Genomic DNA, 23,095 nt, shown 5'->3' on the forward strand with positions numbered 1-23,095 from the left:
AATCCTTTTTCTATTGCACCAGTGCTTATGCGGCACTTTGTTCTAATTGGTTGCGGATGAATGCCAAAGTTTTTTCACACTCGTCGCGATTCCCCACACTGATGCGCACACAATTTTCGATGGGTGAATTACGCAAAATAATGCCGGTGTCCCATGCTGCTTTAAATAACGCATCACCATTTTCAAATTTGACCAGCAAGTAGTTGCCCCAGCCCTCAAATACCGTCACGCCCGGAATCGTTGATAGACCTGCCTGCAAATACGCGCGATTGGCATTGAGATCTAAAACTTGGAACTTAGCGCGGGCTAGGCCTTGTTCAGAGAGCGCTTGCTGGGCAATTTCCGCGACAGGAATTGGCACTGGGTAAGGTGCAATTACTTTAAGAAGCACGTTGATGAGCTCTTCATTTGCCAAAGTAAAACCGCAACGAAGACCCGCTAGCGCAAACGCTTTAGACAGTGTGCGCAGAATCGCAAGATTTGGATATTGAGCCAAAAGGTCAACCGTAGACGCTTCAGGACAAAAATCAATATACGCTTCGTCCATAACCACGATGGCTTTGTCTTTTGTCATCTCAAGAAGAGACACAATATCTTCTCGGTTAACTAAGTTGCCGGTCGGGTTATTTGGGCTACAAACGAACACCAACTTAACGCTATCTAACTTGGCTTCTATCTCTGGAAGATTAAGCTGCCAATCTGCGGTTAACGGTACGGTTTTACGCTCTACACCAATCGTTTCTGCACTGATGGCATACATGCCATAGGTTGGCGGACAATAGAGAATGCTGTCTTCACCTGGCTCACAGAAAGCGCGAATCAGCAATTCAATACCTTCATCGGCGCCACGTGATGTTAACGTTTGTTCTGGCTTAACACCTGCATAATTGGCATAGGCTTCAATAAGCTGCTTTGGCTGACATTCGCTGTAGCGATTAAGGCGAGCAAAGTCGGTTTTGTATTCATTATTGAATGGTGATTCATTGGCATTTAGCCAAATATCACCGCTACCACCGATTCGACGCGCAGACAAATAAGGCGTCAGTTGTTGAACTTGCTTACGAGCTAATTTTTCCATCATTCACTCTCCCATCTACGCTTTTTGTGCGTTGAGCTTCTCTACACGAATCGTCACAGCACGTTTGTGGGCGTCTAGGCCTTCAGCTTCCGCCATAGTCACAACGGTAGGTGCCAAACCTAATAAGCCATCTGCCGTTAACTCTTGAACCGTCATGCGCTTTGAAAAGTCCGCCAAACCTAGACTTGAATAAGTGCGAGTGTAACCATAGGTCGGCAAAACGTGGTTGGTACCTGATGCGTAATCCCCCGCTGACTCAGGTGACCAATCACCCAAGAAAATAGATCCTGCATTATCGAACAAAGGCAGAAGTTCACGTGGGCTCTTAGTCTGAACAATCAGGTGCTCTGGGCCATAGTAGTTGGAAATCGAAACGCATTGCTTCAACGACTCAGCAATAATAATTAAACTAGAGCCCAACGCTTTTTCAGCAATATCAGCACGAGATAGCTGTTTCAGTTGGCGCTTCACTGCTTCTGTTACCTGATCGGCAATGATTGGTGATGGTGTCACCAGTACCACTTGAGAATCTGGCCCGTGCTCAGCTTGACTCAGTAGATCCGATGCTACGAAATCTGCATCTGCCGTTTCATCGGCAATAACAAGAACTTCAGAAGGGCCAGCCGGCATGTCAATCGCCGCACCACGGAAATCTTTACTCACTTGGCGCTTCGCTTCAGTTACGTATGCGTTACCAGGGCCAAAGATCTTATCTACTTTAGATACAGTTTCTGTACCGTATGCCATAGCTGCGACCGCTTGGCCACCACCAACGTTATATACTTCATCGATTTTACACAGCTTCGCAACGTACAAAATCTCATCAGCAATGGGCGGAGGCGAACAAAGTACCACTTTGCGACATCCTGCAATCTGCGCTGGTACACCAAGCATCAAAACGGTAGATGGAAGCGGTGCACTGCCACCTGGAATATACAGACCGACTTTATTGATAGGTCGCGTTACCTGCTCACAAACCACACCAGGTTGTGTTTCCACTCGCAGAGCTTCAGGACGCTGCGCTTTGTGAAACTTAGCAATATTGGAATACGCTTGCTCAAGTGCTTGCTTCATTTTTTCAGACAAGCGACCAGAAGCAGCTTCAATCTCATCAGCAGAAACGCGAATCGATTCAGGGCGTACACGATCAAACTTCTCGGTTAAGTCAAGAAGACCCTTGTCACCTTCACTGCGAACTTGATTTATAACCTCAGTCACTGCTGCCGTAATGTTTGCGCCTTCAGTAATTGCCGGGCGCTCAAGTACGGATTCTTGCTGAGATTGACTTAAGTGTTGCCAAACTACCGTTCTCATCGATTACCCCATCATCTTCTCAATTGGAAGGACAAGAATCGAGCTTGCACCCAGTTCTTTAAGCTGTTCCATCGTTTCCCAGAATAGGTTCTCAGTGCTCACTAGGTGAACCGCTACACGCTCTTTGTCTGTCGATAGTGGCAATACGGTTGGGTCTTCTGCACCGGGAAGCAATGATTTAATTTGCTCTAGTTTCTCAACTGGTGCGTGCAGCATGATGTATTTAGATTCTTTCGCCTGTTGAACACCTTGCATGCGAGTAAGAAGCTTGTCGATAAGTGCAAGTTTGTCGGCATCAAACTCACCCATACGTTGAATAAGCGTCGCTTTCGAGCGGAAAATGACTTCAGCTTCTTTTAGACCATTCGCTTCAAGCGTCGCACCTGTTGAAACTAAGTCTGCGATTGCGTCAGCAAGACCTGCACGCGGTGCAACCTCAACAGAGCCAGTTAGCATACATGCGCTAAAGTCGACACCTTGCTCATCCATGTACGCTTTAAGAAGTTGTGGGTAGGTGGTCGCGATACGTTTACCGGCAAGATCTTGAGGGCCGTTGTATGTTTCGTCTTTATCAATGGCGATAGACAGACGGCAACCACCAAAATCTAGACGACGAAGCGTTTTGAACTCGTTTGCCTCACCCAGTGCTTTACGGTCAAGGCGCACTTCTTCCAGCTCGTTCTCACCAATGAAGCCAAGATCGACAACACCATCCATAATCAAGCCAGGGATGTCATCATCTCGAACAAGCAGAAGATCGATTGGCATATTTAGTGAGTGTACAACAAGACGCTCACCCATTACGTTGAACTTAACACCACACTTTTTCAGTAGGTCTTGGCTCTCTTTACTTAGGCGACCCTTTTTCTGAATCGCAATTCTTAGGCGTTGTGTTTGCATTGCTGTATCCCTGTGCAAATTATTGATTTTGAAATTATAAAACGAAAAAACCCTCGGGAGCTTTGGTCTCCCGAGGGTTTCATTCTTTAAATCTTAAATCGAACCTCCGAGAGTTTTACCTAGCTCTCGGGTATGCAGACATCTCCCGAAAGACTAAGCTGGGTGATGGTAATGATGATGAATGTTCATATCAAAATTTTGCATACTTATTACTGGGTTCCTTTGTATCTGTACCCTCACACTAACTAAGCTCATGCCGATTTTCAACCCCTATTTTACAGATCGGGCTAATTTTTTTTCGTACTAGCTAATTAGTATGGAAATAACTGCACTTACTAGTTGCTCCTTTAGCAACAAACAAAAAAAAGGAGCCCATTTCATGGGCTCCTCGATAAATCAAATGATTTATTTATACACTCGCTTCCTTGGCCATTCTAGCCTTAGAAAGTGCGGACAGTACGAAACACACTGCGATAAACGTCACTGTAGCCGCCGCAAAAGAAATCGCGACTGAAGTTGTCATACCAAGCGTAATAAAGCCAACACAAGACACCAACGCAACAGAAAGCGCATATGGCAACTGCGTAGAGACGTGGTCAATGTGATTACAACGTGCACCTGTAGAAGAGAGAATCGTCGTATCTGAAATTGGAGAGCAGTGGTCACCGAACACTGAACCCGCTAGAACTGCGCCTAGCATTGGCAGCATCATAGCAATATCCGTTGCACCCGCCATGTCACCTGCGATTGGTAGCATGATGCCAAACGTACCCCAAGATGTACCAGTAGAGAACGCCATTAGGCCTGACAGCAGGAACAAGATGACTGGTAGCCAATGTACATTAATGTTGCCTTGAACGGTTGAAGAAAGGTAAGCACCCGTCTTCATGTCTCCGATAACAGAGCCGATGGACCATGCAAAAAATAGAATAAGAATGGCGCCGAACATAGATTTCGCACCAATCCACATCGTCGTTGCGATATCAGCTGCAGACAGCTTTTGTTTAACAACTGTAAATACTGCCGTTAGAAGGCCTGCAGAGCCACCGTAAATAAGCGAAGTGCCTACATCAGTATTTTCAAACGCGCCAAGTAGGTTAAATGCAATATCATCCGCAGCCAGAGCTTGACCACCGGTGTAAATCATCGCAGCAATCATAGCGCCGATAAGGACTAAGATAGGAAGCACTAGGTCGGAAACAGAACCAAAATCGCTTTCTTTAATATCCAACTCTTCATTCAGCTCATGCGCTTCTTTTGCGTCGTTCTCTTTGTCTTTATCGAAGCCTAGACCTTGTTTCGCGTTCAGCTCATGCTTGCGCATTGGACCCACATCAAGTTGGAACCAGGCAACGGCAAACACCATCAAGAGTGCAAATACAGCGTAGAAGTTCATTGGAATAAGGCGAACGTAAGCACCAATTGCAGAGTATTCTGTAATGCCATGAGCAACCAAGATACCGCTAACGATAGTCATGATGTATGCACCCCAGCTTGATGCTGGCATTAGCACACACATTGGCGCAGCGGTAGAGTCAAGAATATAGGCTAGTTTCGCGCGTGATACGTAGAAACGGTCAGTAACAGGACGAGAGATCGCACCGACTGCTAGGCTGTTAAAGTAATCATCAACGAAAATAAATACGCCTAGAAATGCTGCCAGTAGCTTTGAACCACGCTTGCTTTTCACTCGAGCCTGCGCCCATTCAGCAAAAGCTTTGGTGCCGCCAGACAGCGTCAGCAACGCAGTCATCATGCCCAACAGCAACAAGAAGCCAACAATACTCATGTTCCAAGTATTTAGGCCGCCATCTTCAATAACCACACCCGAAACGGTGTCGAACACGTAACCTGCGGCGTTTACTGCAGAATAATCATTAAGTAAGAAGGCACCTAAAACGATACCAACACCCAGCGATAGTAAAACGCGACGGGTAATAATAGCCAGAGTCAATGCTACGATCGGCGGTAGCAGTGATAATGGTGATGTAGCAAAATCGATTAAATTCATGATCTTCAAAAACCAGTTTTTATTATGGTCAGAGATCTACTGCAGACATGCGTCAATAAACGAGAAGTCCAGACGCAAACGTTGAACTAAGCGAAAGGGAAGCGAACACTTCACCCAACCCTACAGTAGCGCTCCATAGTTTAACAATATAATAGACTATGGCAGTGTTGTTCCTTTCGAAGACAACCCCAGCGAGGAAGATTGATGGTCTTTTCTCACTTCGGCGACAATGCCTTTCATCATCGTTCATAGGTATCACCCCAACGATGGTTACTGATCATTATCGCGCCTCTACATCAAGAGAAATCATTCACTAGCCAGAGCGGCCAAAATAAAAGAATGTGCTTTCTCTTGCATTAGGTGCGAGCCATTGTACTTATGAAATCGTCAATTGCAACATGAATGATGTTGCAACTTGGTAAAGAATTGACTCACCTTGTAAACATCATAGTCTCAAAGCTATCTCGACGCTTTTTAGTAAAGAAAATCACATTTTTAGCGATTTATGCGACGTATTCCATATTGTTTTATAAACTCTTTCACGACATTGCGGTTATAAATACATCAATAGTAATTTGAATAATTACTTTATCTCTATTGATTTGCTCTACAAAACAGGCTCCTAGTACAATATGCAACAAAATCCAAAATTGTAGCGTCTTTTATGAAGAAAGATTCACAATTGAATCAATATTGCGTCAATCTTTCCTGAGCGTCAGGTTTTGAGCACGTTTATCATCTTCAATTATCAAGTTTTTGTAAGAATTCTTATTTTTATTGTTTTCACCCAATGAAAATATTGTCAATTTTAAATTTGATGTTTATTATTAATCGAAACCAAATAAATAACTCATGGGAATGTCATGTCTGAATTAACTAAAACTCTACTTAATATTCGTAGCCTGCGTGCATTTGCTCGTGAACTTACTCTTGAGCAACTGGAAGAAGCACTAGAAAAACTAACAACTGTTGTTGGTGAAAGACAAGAAGCAGAAGCAGAAGAGCGTGAAGCGAAACAAGCTCGTGAAGCTAAGCTAACTGAATATGCGCAGATGATCGCTCAAGACGGCATTGACGTTGAAGACCTTATTGCTGCGCTTTCTGGTGAATCTAAAGGTAAAGCAAAGGCTAAGCGCGCTCCACGTCCTGCAAAATACAAATATGTAGATGCAACTGGCGCAGAAAAAACTTGGACAGGTCAAGGTCGTACACCTTCTGTTATCCAAGCAGCACTAGACGCAGGCAAATCTCTAGAAGAGTTTGAAATTTAATTCAAACTCCTTTAGTCATTTATAAAGAAAGCGCCAATAACTGGCGCTTTCTTTTTATCTTTCCCAATAAGCCTCTTCAAGGCTATCTTCTCTTTCAGGTAAACCTCTAGAAAGACGAGGTGAATGCTGAACCAATACCTCATAACTTGCTCGGTTCGAGTACTTACACACTTGTGAGAATGATGAATACGTCAAGAAAGTATGCTGGTGTTTGCTTGAGTTAGGTACATTTTCTTTATGGTATTTATTTGCCGCCATATCATGTAACAACGCAGACAACGCCGCATCACCCGCGCCATTGGTATTCTTAATCTTTTCTGGGCCGCCCATATAAGGCGCAATATGTGAATAGACTTTAATAGGATTATCACAGGCGTCTTTTACCGCTGGTCGACTAAATTCAAAACGATTGAATTCAGCAATACAACCAGGTAATAGAGGTAAACTCGTTTCACGTTTAGACGCATCTTCTGTATAACCCGCCATGTACAAACCGACAGGGCCAGCAGTACAAAGCACCAAATCAACCCAATCAAGCGCTTTATCTGAAGCTGCTAATGGATCTTTTTCTCCAGTGAGTGCTTCCGCTTCATCTTCATTCATTGCAACAACAGAAACATGCTGTTTCAAGAAGTCGCGCCAATATTCAGGGTCGTCCTGAATAACGAAGCGCGTACCGAGTGTTAATACAACTGGAACATTATATTTCTTGGCGTATTCGATTGCTTGCATTGTTGCTTCTGGCATTGGGTCGCCATCTTTACAACGCACCAAATACGCGGTTAAAACCAAAGCCGACGCTTTTTTGAAGATTTTTTCAGGAATACTATCCGCACGAAGTTGGTTCATCTGCCCTTCACTGATTGCGAAAGTTCGCTCACCATCTTCGGTAATCAAGGTAAAGCAGCGGCCAATTGCACCTTCTACACCTTGAAGATAATTAAGATCCATTCGGCTAGACGTATTACACAGATAGCGGTAACCATAGCTACCAATCTTAATATCAGCACTCATAACACCAAGCAGAACCGATTTATCGTCCGCTAATACAGAGTAGTTGTGCAACGTATTACCAATCGTGCCACCAGCGTATTCATTGGTGATCAGCTCTTTATCCTTCAACTCGTTATATAAAGCTTCCGCCGCTTGGTCATCAATAACCAACGAGTGCCCTTTACTTAGGCCAAACTTATCGATCACACTGCTGTCAACTTTTGCTTCAATGTCCACCAAGGTTTGGTCAATACCAATGATGTGCGTACGTGACATCTTCTTGCTGATTTGCGATTGGCTAACGAGCAGGTCTCGCTCATGAACAGGGAAGTAGTGCTTTGACTTTCTTTGGCCTGGGAATTTCATACGGTTGTCTTCGTCATAAGTAAATAAGAAGGGTTAAGGGCGGCGATTCTACCTCTGTATAGATTACCTCGGCAACATACGCAATTTTAGCAAACGTTTACGTATCAATTTTTTTGTTATAAGCCTTGTTTTTCTCCCTATTAGGACGCATTTGAGGGGGTTAGAAAAGTGTGATTCATCTCGCGGAACTGTATTGCTGGTTTGGTTTCTGCTAGAATCGGCGTCCAATTTAATTAGGTGGTATTTATACATGTCTGATAACAGCCAAAAGAAAGTGATTGTCGGGATGTCCGGCGGTGTAGACTCCTCTGTTTCTGCCTATCTTCTGAAACAGCAAGGCTACCAAGTAGAAGGCCTGTTCATGAAGAACTGGGAAGAAGATGATAACGAGGAATACTGCACAGCAGCGGAAGATCTTGCCGACGCACAAGCGGTTTGTGACAAGCTAGGTATCCACCTGCATACGATCAACTTTGCGGCTGAGTACTGGGACAATGTTTTCGAATACTTCCTTGCAGAATACAAAGCAGGTCGTACGCCAAACCCAGACATTCTTTGTAACAAAGAAATCAAGTTTAAAGCGTTCTTAGAGTTTGCAGATGAAGTGCTAGATGCTGATTATATTGCCATGGGGCACTATGTAAGCCGCACTTTCCCTGAGAACGGTGAAGCGCCACAAATGTTACGTGGCCTAGACAGCAATAAAGACCAAAGCTACTTCCTTTATACGTTAAGCCACGACCAAGTTGCGCGCAGCTTGTTCCCTGTGGGTGAACTTGAGAAGCCAGAAGTACGACGCATTGCTGAAGAGCAAGGTCTGATTACGGCCAAGAAAAAAGACTCAACAGGTATTTGTTTTATCGGTGAGCGCAAATTTACAGACTTCTTGTCTCGCTATTTGCCAGCACAACCGGGTAAAATTGAGACGCCTGAAGGCAAAGAAATCGGTGAACACCAAGGTCTTATGTACCACACGCTCGGTCAACGTAAAGGTCTGCATATTGGCGGCCAAAAAGGCGGTGGTGGCAACGAAGACCCTTGGTACGTTGCAGAGAAAGATCTGAAACGCAATGTCCTTATCGCGGTACAAGGTGCTGACCACCCACTGCTAAAATCTAATGGACTTCGCGCTTCGCAACTGCACTGGGTTGATCGCCAAGCGATCACGCAGCCGTTACAATGCACAGTGAAAACCCGTTATCGTCAACAGGATATCCCTTGTACTATCATTCCTATCGACGATGAAAACATTAAAGTGATCTTTGATGAGCCACAAGTCGCAGTCACCCCAGGTCAATCTGCGGTATTCTACAGCGGCAATGTTTGTCTTGGTGGCGGCATCATCGAAGAGCGCATCTAAACACAATTCGCAGATTATTTTCTTAGGAGAACTACGTGGCTAATACACTTTATGACCGTACTATAGCGTTTGCAGGGATTTGCCAAGCCGTTGCCCTCGTTCAACGTGTTGCTAAAGACGGTTACTGTGATTCAGACGCGTTTGAAACCTCAATCAAAGCGATCACTAACATGAACCCGTCGAATACACTTGACGTGTTCGGTATCGAGTCTGATCTAAGAATCGGACTCGAGTGCCTAGTGAATGGGATCGACAGCACCCCTACGGGTAGCGAAATCACCCGCTATATCATTAGCTTGATGGCTCTAGAACGTAAACTAAACTCTCGCAATGACGCTATGGCGCAGCTTGGTGACCGCTTGCAAATGGTTGAGCGTCAACTTGATCACTATGAGCTACTCGATGAGCAAATGATCAGCAACCTCGCTAGCGTTTACTTAGACGTCATCAGCCCAATTGGACCTCGCATTCAAGTGACGGGGACTCCAGCAGTACTTCAGCAAACCTCTACGCAGCAGAAAGTACGCGCTCTGCTACTGTCTGGTATTCGTAGTGCTGTTTTATGGCGACAAGTAGGTGGTAAGCGTAGACACTTAGTTTTCGGACGCAAGAAAATGATTGAACAAGCACAGATTCTGCTTGCTCGAATGTAATTCAACAATGCGTTGCCATTAAGCTTCTAGGAGCTTTTACTACGTAGATTCGCATCAATTCAGAACAAGTATTCGCTTTAAGTAGACCCCTGCCTTCGCAGGGGTGACGACTGATTGGGGTTAGTAAAACTCTAGACTACGGTCATTCCTGCGCAGGCAGGAATCTGCTCAAGGCTTGGTGCACGCTTTAAGGATGCTCTGCTAGAGGCATCGAATACAAACTCGCACCCTGTGCGAGTTTACTTTTTCTACCAAAACACATCTAGCGCAAACGTTTGCGCAATGTTCGTGACAAATGCCGCAGTTATTGGTATAAAGCTCACGAAATTTAGAAACCCAATTCAGGAGAACATCATGGAACTGTCAGCATTGACTGCTGTTTCACCAGTAGACGGCCGTTACGGTAGTAAGACAACTGCACTTCGCAGCATCTTTAGTGAGTTTGGCCTACTAAAGTACCGCTCTATCGTTGAAATTCGTTGGTTGCAAAAACTATCAGCTACGGATGCAATCAAAGAAGTTCCAGCATTCAGTGCAGAAGCGAACCAGTTTCTTGATGAACTAGCGGCTAACTTCAGCGAAGAAGACGCGGCTCGCATTAAAGAAATCGAACGTACAACTAACCACGACGTTAAAGCGGTTGAGTACTTCCTAAAAGAAAAAGTAGCGGGTGTACCAGAGCTTCACGCTGTAAACGAGTTCATCCACTTCGCTTGTACTTCTGAAGACATCAACAACACGTCTCACGCGTTAATGCTTAAAGAAGCTCGTGACACGGTTGTTCTTCCTGAAATCCGTAACATCATCGACGCTATCAGCAAACTGGCTGAAGAGTACCGTGATATTCCACTACTTTCTCGTACGCACGGCCAGCCAGCTTCCCCTACTACAATGGGTAAAGAGATGGCGAACGTTGCTTACCGTATGGAACGTCAATACAAGCAAATCGAGTCTGTAGAAATCCTAGGTAAGATCAACGGCGCAGTAGGTAACTACAACGCTCACCTTTCTGCATACCCTGAGCTAGACTGGCACAAGTTCAGCGAAGAGTTCATCACTGAATCTCTTGGCGTAACTTGGAACCCATACACAACTCAGATCGAACCACACGACTACATTGCTGAGCTATTCGATGCGATTGCACGTTTCAACACCATTCTGATCGACTTCGATCGCGACGTTTGGGGTTACATTGCTCTTGGTCACTTCAAGCAGAAGACAATCGCTGGCGAAATCGGCTCTTCAACTATGCCTCACAAAGTTAACCCAATCGACTTTGAAAACTCAGAAGGTAACCTAGGTCTAGCAAACGCAGTTTTCGCTCACCTAGCACAAAAACTGCCTGTTTCTCGCTGGCAGCGTGACCTTACTGACTCAACAGTACTTCGTAACCTAGGTGTTGGCTGTGGCTACGCGATCATCGCTTACACGTCTACGCTTAAAGGTATCAGCAAGCTAGAAGTAAACCGTGAAGCGCTTCTTGCTGAACTAGACAAAAACTGGGAAGTATTGGCAGAGCCTGTACAAACAGTAATGCGTCGTTACGGCATCGAGAAGCCATACGAGAAGCTAAAAGAGCTGACTCGTGGTAAGCGTGTTGACGGTGAAGCGATGCGTAACTTCATCGACGGCCTAGAGCTTCCAGAAGACGAAAAAGAGCGTCTAAAACAAATGACACCAGCGAACTACATCGGTCAAGCTATCGAGCTAACTGATAAGCTGTAAGGCTGGACGACTCTACTTAGCGATAGCGCTAGTTTGAGTGCAAAATAAAACGGCGGCGATAATGATATCGCCGCCGTTTTTACGTCTGTGTACCAAGTCCTTGTAGCGGCAGAGATGCTGCTTTGGGAACCCTACTGCTTTTGAAAAAACAGGGTAATTGTTCCAACTTCCATACCGAACTTGCGGATGCTAGTTAGGTTGAACAGATGTTTGTCATCCTGCCGGTACATCCAATCATCAAACGCTACCGTGTACGTTGAACCGTCGACTTCCAATTCAAAGTCATACTGCCAACGAAGCGCGTTACCAACCACCTCGCCTTTGGCTTCACCGATGATATCGTCAGCTCGGCCTTGGTATGTTCCATCAGCCAGTCGCTCTATTGTCCAAATACGCTGATCCAATTCGCCATCGTCGAACACGAAGTCTTCAACCAGTGTGATCTGATCTCCCTGTACAGTGCCAACAATAATGACTTCAAAGCGACGGGTTTGTTTGTCGGTGTAATCTTGCACCATGCCCCAAGCCTTTGTTTCGCCTTCAAAGTACTCAAATAAATTAAACTCGGGATTAGAACCTTGATAGTCCTTCAAATCAGCACTGCAAGCACTGAGCAGTAGGACGAGAGGAAGCACCAAGAATGAAGCCAACCACCGCATACGTTTCATTATTATTCCTTATTGTCGATTCATGCCTATCAGCTGAGCGCGTAGCTTAGGGTACTGAGTATTATTGCCCAACCAAATCGACAGAAAACCGTCATTGAGAGACTCATCTTCAATACGGCCCACGTTCTGCATCGGTTTGTCGCGGTTTAAATAGTAGAAATTACCCGAAGCACCGTCGGTCACGTATATCAGCTGATGGCCATCGGCGACACTTGGAAAAATGTCATACAGCTTCGCAATCCAACGACTTCGTGTCTCTTTATCGATGCCCATTTTCTCCCATTGATCGAGCGTCGCTTCCAGTAACTGGTCTCGGCTAATATCACGCTGGTACTCAATGCGCAGCGCGATAGGATGAGGAGACACATCGCTTCCCAACGCATAAGTGCCTTGGGGCGCAAGCAGCTGTGAGCGGTATATATCAAAGAACAGCCATGAGAGCTGAGCCTCTCCGACGACTTTCCACTGTCCCCAACCTTCATAACTCACGGGTCTGTCGCTGGTTGCAGAGGCGCTGCCCACTGCCAACGCTAAACCTAATCCAAGTAACCCTTTAGCTTTCATGACTCACCTTCCGCTCCGAGTATGTGCTCAATCGAAGAACAACGAACACGATGGCAACCCATTGCAAAAAAAGTAGCGCCATCATCGTAAAAATAGAAAGGTGTGTATCCACAGCGCCGAGTTTGAATCCTGCGAAGTAACTTAGCGCTCCTCCCACACCACCCACTATTACTACGATGGAAATCGGATAAGATGTCAGAAAACTAGCAAGAAAGTTCGCATACCAAGAAAAAATAAGCCATAGAGCCACTAGCCATATAGGAATCAACGTCGAATCAAAGACCAACACACCAGCCAGTGCGTTCGCACTATCCACGACTAAACCCAGCCCAACAATAGCTCCCCAGATAGGCAGTGACAGGTTGAGCTGTTTGAAGGTAGTCACAACGGTGATCGCTGCGATGGCAAGTGCGAGCCATTGAAAACGCTCCTGACCCAATACGGATAGCGCCCACATCAGTTGGAACCAAGTACTCACTATCAACAACTTCCATCCACGACTCATGATCGCTCTACTCCATTTAGCTGATACTATTGGCCGCGCTGAAACGTGACATGGACAGTACTGATGCTCTTCGCTCTAAAGCCACCTTCGCAGTAGCAGAAGTAATAACGCCACATACGGATAAAACGTTCGTCGTATCCGAGCTCACGCACGCGTGTTAACGCCGCTTCAAAACGAAGGCGCCAGTCCACTAAGGTTTTCGCGTAATCCTGGCCAATGTCGAATAAGTCGCGGACGATCAAATCGGTGTGCTTAGTGGTGTTTGATGTTAGCGCGGTAATGGAAGGCAAGAAGCCACCAGGGAAAATGTATTTCTGGATAAAGTCGACGTTGTCAGAGTAATAATCATAGCGCTGGTCGGCGATAGTAATCGCTTGTATCGCCATCAAACCTTTGGGTTTCAGTAGCGATTGGCACTTCTTAAGGTAGGAAACTAAAAACTGCTTACCCACTGCCTCAATCATTTCAATTGAAACTAACTTGTCGAATTGCCCCTCAAGCAGACGATAATCTTGTTTAAGCAGGATAATTTTATCTGTCAGCCCCTCTTCGGCAACCCTTTGCTGCGCATATGCATACTGCTCTTCAGAGATGGTGGTGGTTGTGACACGGCAGCCATAATGTTTCGCCATGTAAATCGCCATGCCGCCCCAACCTGTGCCAATTTCCATCACATGGTCGCTCGGTTGCAGTTTCAGTTGCTGGCACAAACGATCCATTTTATTGATCTGCGCTTGCTCTAAGGTGTCTGTGTCTTGTTGATAGACGCCTGATGAGTACAGCATTCGGTCATCGAGGAAAGTTTCATAAAGGCTGTTCCCTAGGTCATAGTGCGCCTCAATGTTCTCTTTCGATTTAGTAACCGTGTTACGATTCACCCAGTGACCCAGCTTGTACATGATTCGGGTCAGCAGGCTCGATTTATCTTCAATCGAATCCAAGGCGGCAAGGTTAAGTGCCATCAGCTCCATTAACGCAGAAAGATCTGGGCTATCCCACCAATCATCCATATACGCCTCACCAGCGGCAATACTCCCACCTTGAAGCAAGCGTCGGTAAAATTCAGGATGCTTCACTTCGATGACGGCCGCTGGTTCATTTGATCGTGGTGAGCCAAAGCGCTCTTCCACTTGGCGTGTACTCGCACCGTCGCTATAAAAGCTCTCGATGATAGTTAACGTACCAATTTCCAATTTCTGCAAACACCCAAAGGCAACACCTTTCGCGGTTTTCTGTAAGCCTGTGAGCGTCTTTGGCACGTCTAGGGACGTAGTTTGTAACATTGGAATTCTCCCTAATTCTTAGAATTCGATTGCTGCGAAAATTCTTTTTTGGTTTTTCCTGGATGGTCGTATATTGGTACCCCCTTTCGCCATAGCTTAAAGGCGTGCCAATATATTCCAGCCACAACTTTTACGGCCATTATGGGTGTTTTGACCAATTGTTTTAGTAAAGAAGATGACGTGAACGGCTGCGCTTTCATCTGAAGTGTCGCGTCGAAGACTTTGTTGGGTTTATGACACTCCAAGTGGACAAATAGCCGTTCATTCAAAGGTTTAAGCTTCCAGTGGTAACGTTGGTCAACCGGATTAAACGGTGACACATGAAACGCTTTGTCATGCTGCCAATTGACGTTTTCGTCACCAGATTCAGCGGTTAAGGCATAATAATGTCTTTCATTCCAAGGTGTATTACTCACCTCTGCCAGTAAATATCGCCATTGGTTCTTCTCATCATATAAATAGTAGAAGTTGACCGGACTAAAATACAAACCCATGTAACGAAGGTGACATACTGCTATGACTTTGCCGCTAACCTTTTCGCCGGTCAGTTCAAGGACTTTGTCTTGAACCGCTAACTTTAAGTCACCATCACCAATGTAATCCTCACGCTTAAACCGAGCCCAATGCCACCAGCGACGTCCAAAACCCCACACTCGACGTTGGAGGGTATCGACCTCATCAAGATCGATAGCGGGCATAAACAGCGGATAAGAGAGGTGGTGCTTAGTCGGTGTAAACCGCCGATGTCCGACCTCACCAATCATCAAGCGGCTTGAAACAGACATTACGCCGCTCCTCGCGCCAGCGTTTCCGCAACTGGCGCTGTTTGCGAAGCCTCTTGTTCGATTCCTTTCACCACATCTAGTGCGCTGCGAACGCCATCCTCATGGAAACCGTTGTACCAGTAGGCACCACAGAACCAAGTGTTACTCTTGCCCCATAACTCCTCTCGTCGCTGCTGAGCGGCAATGCTCTCGGTAGTAAAGACTGGGTGGCTGTAATTGAAGGTACGCAGTATTTTATCTTGCTGGATCTTGTCTGCTGAGTTCAGAGACACGCAGAAGGTGGTTTCTGATTCGATGTGCTGCAAGATGTTCATGTTGTACGTTAATGTCGGTAAGCGTTGCTGCTCGCCCTCACCACCATCTAATGCGTAATTCCATGAAGCCCAAGCCGCTTGGCGCTTTGGCAATACGCTAGTGTCTCGATGCAGAACGACTTCATTATCTTGGTATGCCATTGCGCCTAGAATTTCGCGCTCTTCATCTGAAACATCCTCTATCATCGCCAAAGCCTGATCGCTATGACAGGCAAAGATGACTCTGTCAAAACGTTCGGTCTCGCCGTTTGATGTGACACTGACGCCATTATCATGACGTTCAACACGACTTACTGGTGAGTTCAGTCGTATGCATTCCGAAAAACCTCGAGTCAAAGGTTCAATGTATGCGCGCGAACCACCCTCAATCACATACCATTGCGGGCGATCCACCACGTCAAGTAAGCCGTGATTCAAGAAAAAGCGCAGGAAGAAGCGTAACGGGAACGCACGCATGTCTGCCAACGTCGACGACCAAATCGCTGCGCCCATTGGCAAGATATAGTTTTGAGTGAAGTAATCCGAAAAGCCGTTCGATTGTAAAAACTCACCCAGAGTTTGCTCTACTAAGCTGTCGTCATCGGCAGACGCTTTAGCCAGTTTGTTAAACCTTAAAATCTCGAAGATGAAGCGGTAGAAGGTTGGGTTGAGTAGATTGCGTTTTTGAGCAAATAGAGTTGGAATAGTATGCCCGTTATATTCAAGACCATTTGCCGCATTCTTTACACTAAAGCTCATTTGAGTTGGGTTACCTTTCACCCCAACTTCGTTCATCATTTTGATGAAATTTGGATAAGTGCGGTCGTTGTAGACGATAAAGCCAGTGTCAACAGCGTACTGCTTACCCTCGTGTTCAACATCGATGGTCGCTGTGTGGCCACCTATATAGTCGTTGGCCTCGTATAACGTTACTTCGTGGTCTTTATGTAGATAATGCCCGCACGTTAGGCCTGATATTCCGGTTCCTACAATTGCAATCTTCATTATTATCCTTAATTTCTTTTATAGAAGTTTAGCCACTATTTTGGTTTGCCAACGATAGGGCAAAGCTGCAATTGCCCTAAGAATAGAGGTAAACTTTTTCGGGAAGTAAATCGTCGCTTGGCGCTTATCAATGCCTTCACGTATTGCCACTGATGCCTCTTCTGACGAGACTATCATTGGCATGTCAAAATCGTTTTTGTCGGTGAGTGGTGTTTTTACAAAGCCAGGAAACACACAACTCACCAATACGCCTTTGTGCTGCCAATCAAGCTGCAATGTTCTGGTTAAATAAGTAATTGCGGCTTTTGATGCACCATAGGCTTCAGAGCGTGGCAAAGCCAATTCACCTGCAATAGAGCTCACGACAACAACGTGGTGACGTTCATCGAGTCTGTCTTGGATAGCCGCTAACACATTCACGCTGCCGTTGACGTTGACGTTCATCACTCGCGCAATCAGACCAGCATCAAGCGCGCCATTATCAATATATTCACAGTCCCCAGCGTTCACTAACCAAAGCGTCGGGGGATCTGTTAGAGCACTGATGGCTTGGTTGACCTGCTCTATGTCAGTCACGTCGAAGCTCAGGGTAGTAATATTGTCTCGGCCGGCTTTCACTTCTTCTAGTTTTATTTCCGAACGACCGCACGCGTAGACATGTATACCCGTTGCGGCATAGTCTTCAGCCAACTGCCGTCCTATTCCTGAGGAAGCGCCTGTGATGAATACCGACTGATGCTCCATAACGTTACTTCCCTAACCTTTGCTTAATATTTCTGATGACCACACCAAGCAGCGGTATGTTCTCATACAGCATTTCGCCTAAATCGAAATAATCGCGATGGTAAATCACGCGGTCTCCGCTAAAGCGGATCTGACTGACCCCGTTAACCTCAACAGGCTGCCCGCCGTTGAGTTTTGGGTGCTCAAGCTTCATCGTCCAAGTAAGAAAACCCGTGTCTTCTACTTGTTGGTGATGACGGATGTGAAAGTCGCATTGAATGACGTTAGTATATAGAGAGTCGAAATACGCAGAGAGCTGATCCCAGCCTTCGAAACGGTGAGCAGAGTCCTCAAACACCACGTCCTTGTGATAAATGTCTTCGAGCAAATACAGGTTGTCTTTGCTCAGTTTTCCGTAAACCTCACTGACGGCTTCGATATTCATAACAACCCTTTGTTAGTTATACATTTGTTCCTACTGTACACGTTAGTACATCCCAAAACTTATACAAGTTTTTGCATTTCCAATTTTTTGTATAACTATTACGGGTCGCAATTTTGAAAGGATCAAAAAAAAGCCTGGAAAATTTTCCAAGCTTTTTAATAGGTTCGAGTTGTTTGGGGTTCAGTACTAGTACTGTTCGCTACGTAGTGCGTTAATGCGTTTTTCTAGCGGCGGGTGGCTCATCAATAGCTCTGTGATAGAACGCTTACCATTGATACCAAATGCCATCATTGACCCCTCAAGCTGAGATTCTTGGCTCATTTTAAGACGTTCAAGCGCCGCAATCATCTTCTGCTTACCAACTAGGCTTGCCGCTCCAGCATCAGCATGGAACTCACGATGACGGCTGTACCACATGGTGATAAAGCTCGCTAGGAAGCCGAACACCATTTCAAGAACAAACGAGACGCCGAAGTAAACCATCATGTTGCTGCCACCCTCGCCTTCTTCATCCGAGTTGTTTGAAGCGACGATATTGGCAATAAAACGCGATAGGAAGATAACAAACGTGTTAACCACACCTTGCATCAGTGTCATGGTGACCATGTCACCATTGGCGATGTGGCTCACTTCGTGCGCAAGAACCGCTTCTGCTTCATCACGAGTCATGTTGTGCAGCAGACCTGAAGATACCGCGACTAGTGAATCATCACGCTTTGCGCCCGTCGCAAATGCGTTGATGTCAGGCGAGTCATAAATAGCAACCGTTGGCATACCAATACCCGCTTGCTGTGATTGACGGCTCACTGTTTCTAATAGCCAGTGCTCTGTCTCGTTGCGTGGGCTTTCAATCACCATTCCGCCTACTGAGCGCAGCGCCATGCTCTTTGACATCATCAAAGAGATAAACGAGCCACCAAAGCCAAATACTGCAGCCATAATGAGTAACCCTGATAGGCTGCCAGGCTGCATACCTGTCACCGCGTAGACGATATTGAGGACAATACTCAATACCAAAACTACAGCAAGGTTAGTCGCTAAAAAGAGTGCTACTCGCTTCATTTACATTTCTCCAGATTAAGAAGCTATTTTTCTATCTACTCAATGTTACTTGAGTATCATGCCTTTGTGTTTTTCTCTTGGTGATTGTTATCTTGCTCGCAGTATCAACACTACTTTGAGATCCAAGTGGCATTTTTCACATTCAATATATACATAGTGTCGTGGATTTGAAATTCAAGGTTAAGCTTTAAATTGCAACAAAGCATTAATCTTTTGACTACTTTATAAAGAATAACGTATTGAAATAGTGAAGCTATTATAGGCACATCCACTGCGTGCTGCACAAGTCACTTAATGCGGAATGCTTGTATGAGGAGATGCTTGGGAAAAGTCTTAGACTTTAGTCTTATTGTGACTCTAGCAATGACGAGATAAAGTCCGTATCAGTCCCAAAGCCCATAGGAAAAGGAAACCACCATGGTAGAGAACAACAACTTTCAGATGGCCATCGATTTGCTGTGCTGCCACTTGGGAATCAGTGAAGATGAGGCTCGTGAGCAACTAGGTATCAGCAATACTAGCGATATTGATGCTCATATTATGGAAACTCAGTCGGCGCTTGTTGGTTTGTCAGAAGACAAGTAACTCTGCTCGAAAGACAGAGCAAGCGAAACACAAAAGAGCCGCAGTGATGCGGCTCTTTTGCTTTTTGTGTTCTGTATAGCAGGATGTTTTCAATCCAATAAAAAACCTGATGTATCAAACGACACATCAGGTTTTTGGTCACTTTAGAATCACTAAGCGCTGTTACGCCTTTGACTCTTTTGGCTTCTTGCGTTTGTCAGTGATTTCCCACTTACCATCAACATAAAGACCAGTCCAGCCAGACGGCTTGCCATCGATCTCTGAACGAATGTAGTTCTCTTTGGTCTTACGACTGAAGCGAACGACGGTTGGACGACCATCAGGGTCTTCTGCTGGCGCATCGGCTAAGTAAACAAACTTAGGTGATAAACGCTCTTTAAAGCGAGCAAGCTCACTGACCAATGGCGCACGTGTTTCACGTGATTTAGGGAAGTTACTTGCGGCCATAAACAGACCAGAAGCACCATCACGCAATACAAAGTAAGCATCTGAGTTTTCACAAGGTAACTCAGGGAAATGCACAGGATCTTCTTTAGGCGGTGCGATTTCACCGTTCTTAAGGATCTTACGCGTGTTCTTACAGGTTTCGCTGGTGCAATCCATGTATTTACCAAAACGGCCGTTTTTCAACACCATCTCAGAACCACATTTATCACATTCAACGGTTGGGCCATCGTAGCCTTTCACCTTGAACTCGCCGTGCTCAACCACATAACCCTCACAGTTCGGGTTGTTACCACACACGTGAAGCTTACGTTTGTCATCAATCAAGTACGCGTCCATTGCCGTTTCACAGATTGGACAACGCTTCTTAGCACGAAGTGCAGCGGTTTCAACGTCTTCTTCTAGAACATTGATAATGCCTTCTTCATCACCAAGGTTGATGGTCGTTTTGCAACGCTCTTTCGGCGGCAGCGCATAACCAGAACATCCCAGGAATACACCAGTTGATGCTGTGCGGATGCCCATTGGGCGACCACAGGTTGGACACTCGATGTCAGTTTCAACGATATGATTTGGCTTCATACCGCCGTGGTCTTCATCAAGCTCCGCTTTGCCAAGATCGGTGGTGAACTCGGCAAAGAAGTCATTCAGAACTTGCTTCCAGTTCGTCTCACCTTCGGCGATTTGGTCTAGCTTCTGCTCCATACGAGCGGTGAAGTCATAGTTCATCAAATCGGTAAAGCTGTCATCTAGACGGTCAGTAACGATCTCGCCCATCTTCTCTGCGTAGAAACGACGCTGTTCCACTTTCACGTAACCGCGATCTTGGATCGTAGAGATGATAGAAGCATAGGTCGACGGACGGCCAATGCCACGTTTCTCAAGCTCTTTAACCAATGCAGCTTCAGTGAAACGCGCTGGCGGCTTGGTGAAGTGCTGTTTTGGATCCAGTGCGATTAAGTCGAGCTTATCGCCCAACTGAACAGCTGGAAGAATCGCATCTTCATTTTTGCCCATTGGACGCTGTACGCGAGTCCAACCATCAAACTTAAGAATACGGCCTTTCGCTTTTAGCGTGTAGTCATCCGCTTTAACACTGATGGTCGTCGAATCGTATTTAGCTGGCGTCATTTGACACGCAACAAATTGATTCCAAATCAACGCATACAGTTTATGAGCGTCCGCTTCCATCCCTGTCAGATCGTCAACTTTAACATTCACGTCTGATGGACGGATCGCTTCGTGCGCTTCTTGCGCCCCTTCTTTGCTACCGTAGAAGTTTGGCTTAGCCGGTAGGTAAGCGTCACCGAATTCACTATCAATAAAGCCACGTAACGCATCCACAGCTTCTGCACTGAGGTTAGTCGAGTCAGTACGCATATAAGTGATGTAACCCGCCTCATAGAGCCTTTGAGCGAGCATCATGGTCTTTTTCACACCATAGCCTAGACGTGTACTTGCCGCCTGCTGCAGTGTTGACGTGATATATGGCGCCGACGGTTTGCTCTGTGTTGGTCTGTCTTCACGTTTGCAAACTTCGTACACGGCCTTATCTAGTGTTGCGACCGCTGCTTTCGCTTCCGCCTCGTTAACAGGCTTAAACGCCTTACCTTGCTTCTGAGCAACAAGTAAACGGAAGTCGGTTTTATCTGTTGTTTTGGTGTCTGCATGAATATCCCAGAACTCTTCTGGAATAAATGCATTAATTTCACGCTCACGCTCTACCAACAGCTTTACTGCCACCGACTGTACGCGGCCAGCAGACAAGCCCCTGGCTACTTTTTTCCAAAGTAGCGGAGACACCATAAAGCCCACAACTCGGTCGAGGAAACGACGCGCCTGCTGAGCATTAACACCATCCATATTCAGCTCACCAGGATCCTGGAACGCTTGTTGGATAGCATTTTTAGTAATCTCGTTAAAGACCACACGCTTGTATCGCTCTTCATCGCCACCGATGATCTCACGAAGGTGCCATGCGATAGCTTCTCCTTCGCGGTCCAAATCGGTTGCGAGATAAACGTGGTCAGCGTCTTTGGCAAGCTTTTGCAGCTCTGCAACTACCTTTTCTTTACCAGGTAGCACTTGATAGTTTGCTGCCCAGTCGTCGAATGGGTTGATGCCCATCTTTTTGATGAGTGCCTTACGGTCTTTTTCTTTTTTAATGCGTGCTTTTTCTTCAGCACTTAAGCCTTTGGTAGACACCGCAGCCGCTTTTTTACCTGTACTCTGACCGGCAGTTGGCAAATCACGCACGTGACCCACACTCGACTTAACAATAAAGTCTTTACCGAGGTACTTATTAATGGTTTTAGCTTTAGCAGGTGACTCCACTATAACTAGTGACTTTCCCATAATGACACTAACGTCCTATATCACACTGCGACATTTAATCGCACGATGTTCGAAATGTATGCTTCTTTTTTTACTATTGAGCGAGAACAAAAGAAGATCAACCTGTTTTTTTACAATCAGAAGCTAATTGGTCGACAAATGTCCGATCGAAACAGGCTCGCTATTTGAAAAATGGCGCAATATTAAACTTCATTTACCCAGCTTGACCAGCAACATTAAGCAAAGTTTGTCGCAAATCACAAATTGCTGCTAACTATAGCTGAGATATTTACCCTTGCAAAATGTGCTGTCGCTCATACACTACGGCAAAGCCATATATATAGAGGACATCAATATGTCACAAAAAACGCCTATCTCGCCATTCGACCTATTGTTAATTGCCAACCAAGTCATCCAAGAGCATGACGACTACCTAGATGGCATGCGCGCAGATAGCGTGGAAGAGAAAGACGGAGTGTTGGTCTTTAAAGGTAACTATTTTTTGGATGACAATAGTTTACCGACAGAAAAAACGACCGCAGTTTTTAATATGTTCAAATACCTAGCTCACCATCTTTCTAAAGAGTTCACGCTCAAATAATTGTCGAAATCGGTAAAAACGAATTCTTTGAAAGCCACGTCTTTGAAAACAACGTCTTCAAAATCTAGGTCTTCAAAATCTAGGTTTTCAAAAATCAAAGCGCCCTATCTTTCGATAAGGCGCTTTA

General features: G+C 45.6%; 21 protein-coding genes, 1 riboswitch and 1 other annotated feature. Of the genes, 6 read left to right on the forward strand and 15 right to left on the reverse strand.

The genetic code is table 11. The features are described from left to right. Positions 1–25: 25 nt before the first annotated feature. The 4 genes from hisC to PG915_RS11140 form a co-directional block, all read right to left on the reverse strand. Positions 26–1,078 (reverse strand): histidinol-phosphate transaminase, encoded by a 1,053-nt coding sequence (gene hisC / locus PG915_RS11125; RefSeq protein ID WP_353498711.1) that lies wholly within the window; start codon positions 1,076–1,078, stop codon positions 26–28. Between the two features lie 15 nt (positions 1,079–1,093). Continuing rightward, positions 1,094–2,392 (reverse strand): histidinol dehydrogenase, encoded by a 1,299-nt coding sequence (gene hisD / locus PG915_RS11130; protein WP_353496593.1) that lies wholly within the window; start codon positions 2,390–2,392, stop codon positions 1,094–1,096. A 3-nt stretch (positions 2,393–2,395) separates the two neighbouring features. Then, positions 2,396–3,292, reverse strand: a complete 897-nt coding sequence (gene hisG, locus PG915_RS11135; protein WP_112477863.1) for an ATP phosphoribosyltransferase — start codon at positions 3,290–3,292, stop codon at positions 2,396–2,398. A 41-nt stretch (positions 3,293–3,333) separates the two neighbouring features. After that, positions 3,334–3,470, reverse strand: a sequence feature (His leader region). Positions 3,471–3,701: 231 nt separating this feature from the next. Next, positions 3,702–5,303 carry a Na+/H+ antiporter NhaC family protein gene (locus PG915_RS11140; RefSeq protein WP_353496594.1) on the reverse strand — a complete coding sequence of 534 codons (1,602 nt, stop codon included), beginning with the start codon at positions 5,301–5,303 and terminating at the stop codon, positions 3,702–3,704. A 118-nt stretch (positions 5,304–5,421) separates the two neighbouring features. Further along, positions 5,422–5,605, reverse strand: a riboswitch (Lysine riboswitch). Positions 5,606–6,166: 561 nt separating this feature from the next. Between PG915_RS11140 and PG915_RS11145 the strand changes: the two genes are divergently transcribed. Next, positions 6,167–6,574, forward strand: a complete 408-nt coding sequence (locus PG915_RS11145) for an H-NS family nucleoid-associated regulatory protein (RefSeq protein WP_353496595.1) — start codon at positions 6,167–6,169, stop codon at positions 6,572–6,574. A gap of 54 nt (positions 6,575–6,628) precedes the next feature. On the opposite strand, the gene PG915_RS11150 is transcribed toward PG915_RS11145, so the two are convergent. After that, complete coding sequence (locus PG915_RS11150; protein ID WP_112460465.1) at positions 6,629–7,933, reverse strand: inosine/guanosine kinase; 1,305 nt, start codon at positions 7,931–7,933, stop codon at positions 6,629–6,631. Between the two features lie 250 nt (positions 7,934–8,183). On the opposite strand from PG915_RS11150, the gene mnmA reads away from it, so the two are divergent. The 3 genes from mnmA to purB all read left to right on the forward strand — a co-directional run bounded on the left by mnmA (position 8,184) and on the right by purB (position 11,671). Then, a complete protein-coding gene (mnmA, locus tag PG915_RS11155; protein WP_353496596.1) occupies positions 8,184–9,293 on the forward strand; it encodes a tRNA 2-thiouridine(34) synthase MnmA in 1,110 nt (369 codons plus the stop codon). A 35-nt stretch (positions 9,294–9,328) separates the two neighbouring features. Continuing rightward, positions 9,329–9,946 carry a high frequency lysogenization protein HflD gene (gene hflD, locus PG915_RS11160; RefSeq protein WP_353496597.1) on the forward strand — a complete coding sequence of 206 codons (618 nt, stop codon included), beginning with the start codon at positions 9,329–9,331 and terminating at the stop codon, positions 9,944–9,946. Positions 9,947–10,300: 354 nt separating this feature from the next. Then, a complete protein-coding gene (purB, locus tag PG915_RS11165) occupies positions 10,301–11,671 on the forward strand; it encodes an adenylosuccinate lyase (RefSeq protein ID WP_353496598.1) in 1,371 nt (456 codons plus the stop codon). A gap of 131 nt (positions 11,672–11,802) precedes the next feature. Here the strand turns inward: purB and PG915_RS11170 are convergent, their stop codons facing one another. From PG915_RS11170 to htpX, 9 genes are all read right to left on the reverse strand, one after another. Continuing rightward, positions 11,803–12,330: a DUF3833 domain-containing protein gene (locus PG915_RS11170; RefSeq protein WP_353498712.1), complete on the reverse strand. Its 528-nt coding sequence runs from the start codon at positions 12,328–12,330 to the stop codon at positions 11,803–11,805. A gap of 18 nt (positions 12,331–12,348) precedes the next feature. Further along, positions 12,349–12,903 (reverse strand): chalcone isomerase family protein, encoded by a 555-nt coding sequence (locus PG915_RS11175; RefSeq protein WP_353496599.1) that lies wholly within the window; start codon positions 12,901–12,903, stop codon positions 12,349–12,351. Beyond that, positions 12,893–13,408, reverse strand: a complete 516-nt coding sequence (locus PG915_RS11180) for a DUF2878 domain-containing protein (RefSeq protein ID WP_353496600.1) — start codon at positions 13,406–13,408, stop codon at positions 12,893–12,895. Before PG915_RS11180 ends, PG915_RS11175 begins: the two co-directional genes overlap by 11 nt. A gap of 26 nt (positions 13,409–13,434) precedes the next feature. Beyond that, entirely contained in the window at positions 13,435–14,691 is a 1,257-nt protein-coding gene (locus tag PG915_RS11185) for a cyclopropane-fatty-acyl-phospholipid synthase family protein (protein ID WP_353496601.1), read from the reverse strand. An 11-nt stretch (positions 14,692–14,702) separates the two neighbouring features. Continuing rightward, positions 14,703–15,476, reverse strand: coding sequence for a DUF1365 domain-containing protein (locus tag PG915_RS11190; RefSeq protein WP_353496602.1), 774 nt, complete (start codon positions 15,474–15,476; stop codon positions 14,703–14,705). Next, positions 15,476–16,774, reverse strand: coding sequence for an NAD(P)/FAD-dependent oxidoreductase (locus PG915_RS11195; RefSeq protein WP_353496603.1), 1,299 nt, complete (start codon positions 16,772–16,774; stop codon positions 15,476–15,478). Before PG915_RS11195 ends, PG915_RS11190 begins: the two co-directional genes overlap by 1 nt. A gap of 18 nt (positions 16,775–16,792) precedes the next feature. Further along, positions 16,793–17,518, reverse strand: a complete 726-nt coding sequence (locus PG915_RS11200; protein WP_353496604.1) for an SDR family NAD(P)-dependent oxidoreductase — start codon at positions 17,516–17,518, stop codon at positions 16,793–16,795. A gap of 4 nt (positions 17,519–17,522) precedes the next feature. After that, entirely contained in the window at positions 17,523–17,942 is a 420-nt protein-coding gene (locus tag PG915_RS11205) for a nuclear transport factor 2 family protein (protein WP_353496605.1), read from the reverse strand. 186 nt (positions 17,943–18,128) lie between these two features. Continuing rightward, positions 18,129–19,004 carry a protease HtpX gene (gene htpX / locus PG915_RS11210; protein ID WP_112477852.1) on the reverse strand — a complete coding sequence of 292 codons (876 nt, stop codon included), beginning with the start codon at positions 19,002–19,004 and terminating at the stop codon, positions 18,129–18,131. Between the two features lie 417 nt (positions 19,005–19,421). On the opposite strand from htpX, the gene PG915_RS11215 reads away from it, so the two are divergent. Continuing rightward, on the forward strand, positions 19,422–19,589 hold the full coding sequence (locus PG915_RS11215) for a hypothetical protein (protein ID WP_353496606.1): 168 nt from the start codon (positions 19,422–19,424) through the stop codon (positions 19,587–19,589). A 162-nt stretch (positions 19,590–19,751) separates the two neighbouring features. Here PG915_RS11215 and topA read toward each other — a convergent pair whose 3' ends face one another. Continuing rightward, positions 19,752–22,388, reverse strand: coding sequence for a type I DNA topoisomerase (gene topA, locus PG915_RS11220; protein ID WP_353496607.1), 2,637 nt, complete (start codon positions 22,386–22,388; stop codon positions 19,752–19,754). Positions 22,389–22,722: 334 nt separating this feature from the next. Between topA and PG915_RS11225 the strand changes: the two genes are divergently transcribed. Beyond that, positions 22,723–22,968: a YciN family protein gene (locus tag PG915_RS11225; RefSeq protein WP_353496608.1), complete on the forward strand. Its 246-nt coding sequence runs from the start codon at positions 22,723–22,725 to the stop codon at positions 22,966–22,968. The last annotated feature ends 127 nt before the right edge of the window (positions 22,969–23,095 follow it).

The sequence above is a fragment of the Vibrio sp. CB1-14 genome (assembly GCF_040412085.2).
In the GTDB taxonomy this organism is placed as follows: Bacteria; Pseudomonadota; Gammaproteobacteria; order Enterobacterales; family Vibrionaceae; genus Vibrio; species Vibrio chaetopteri.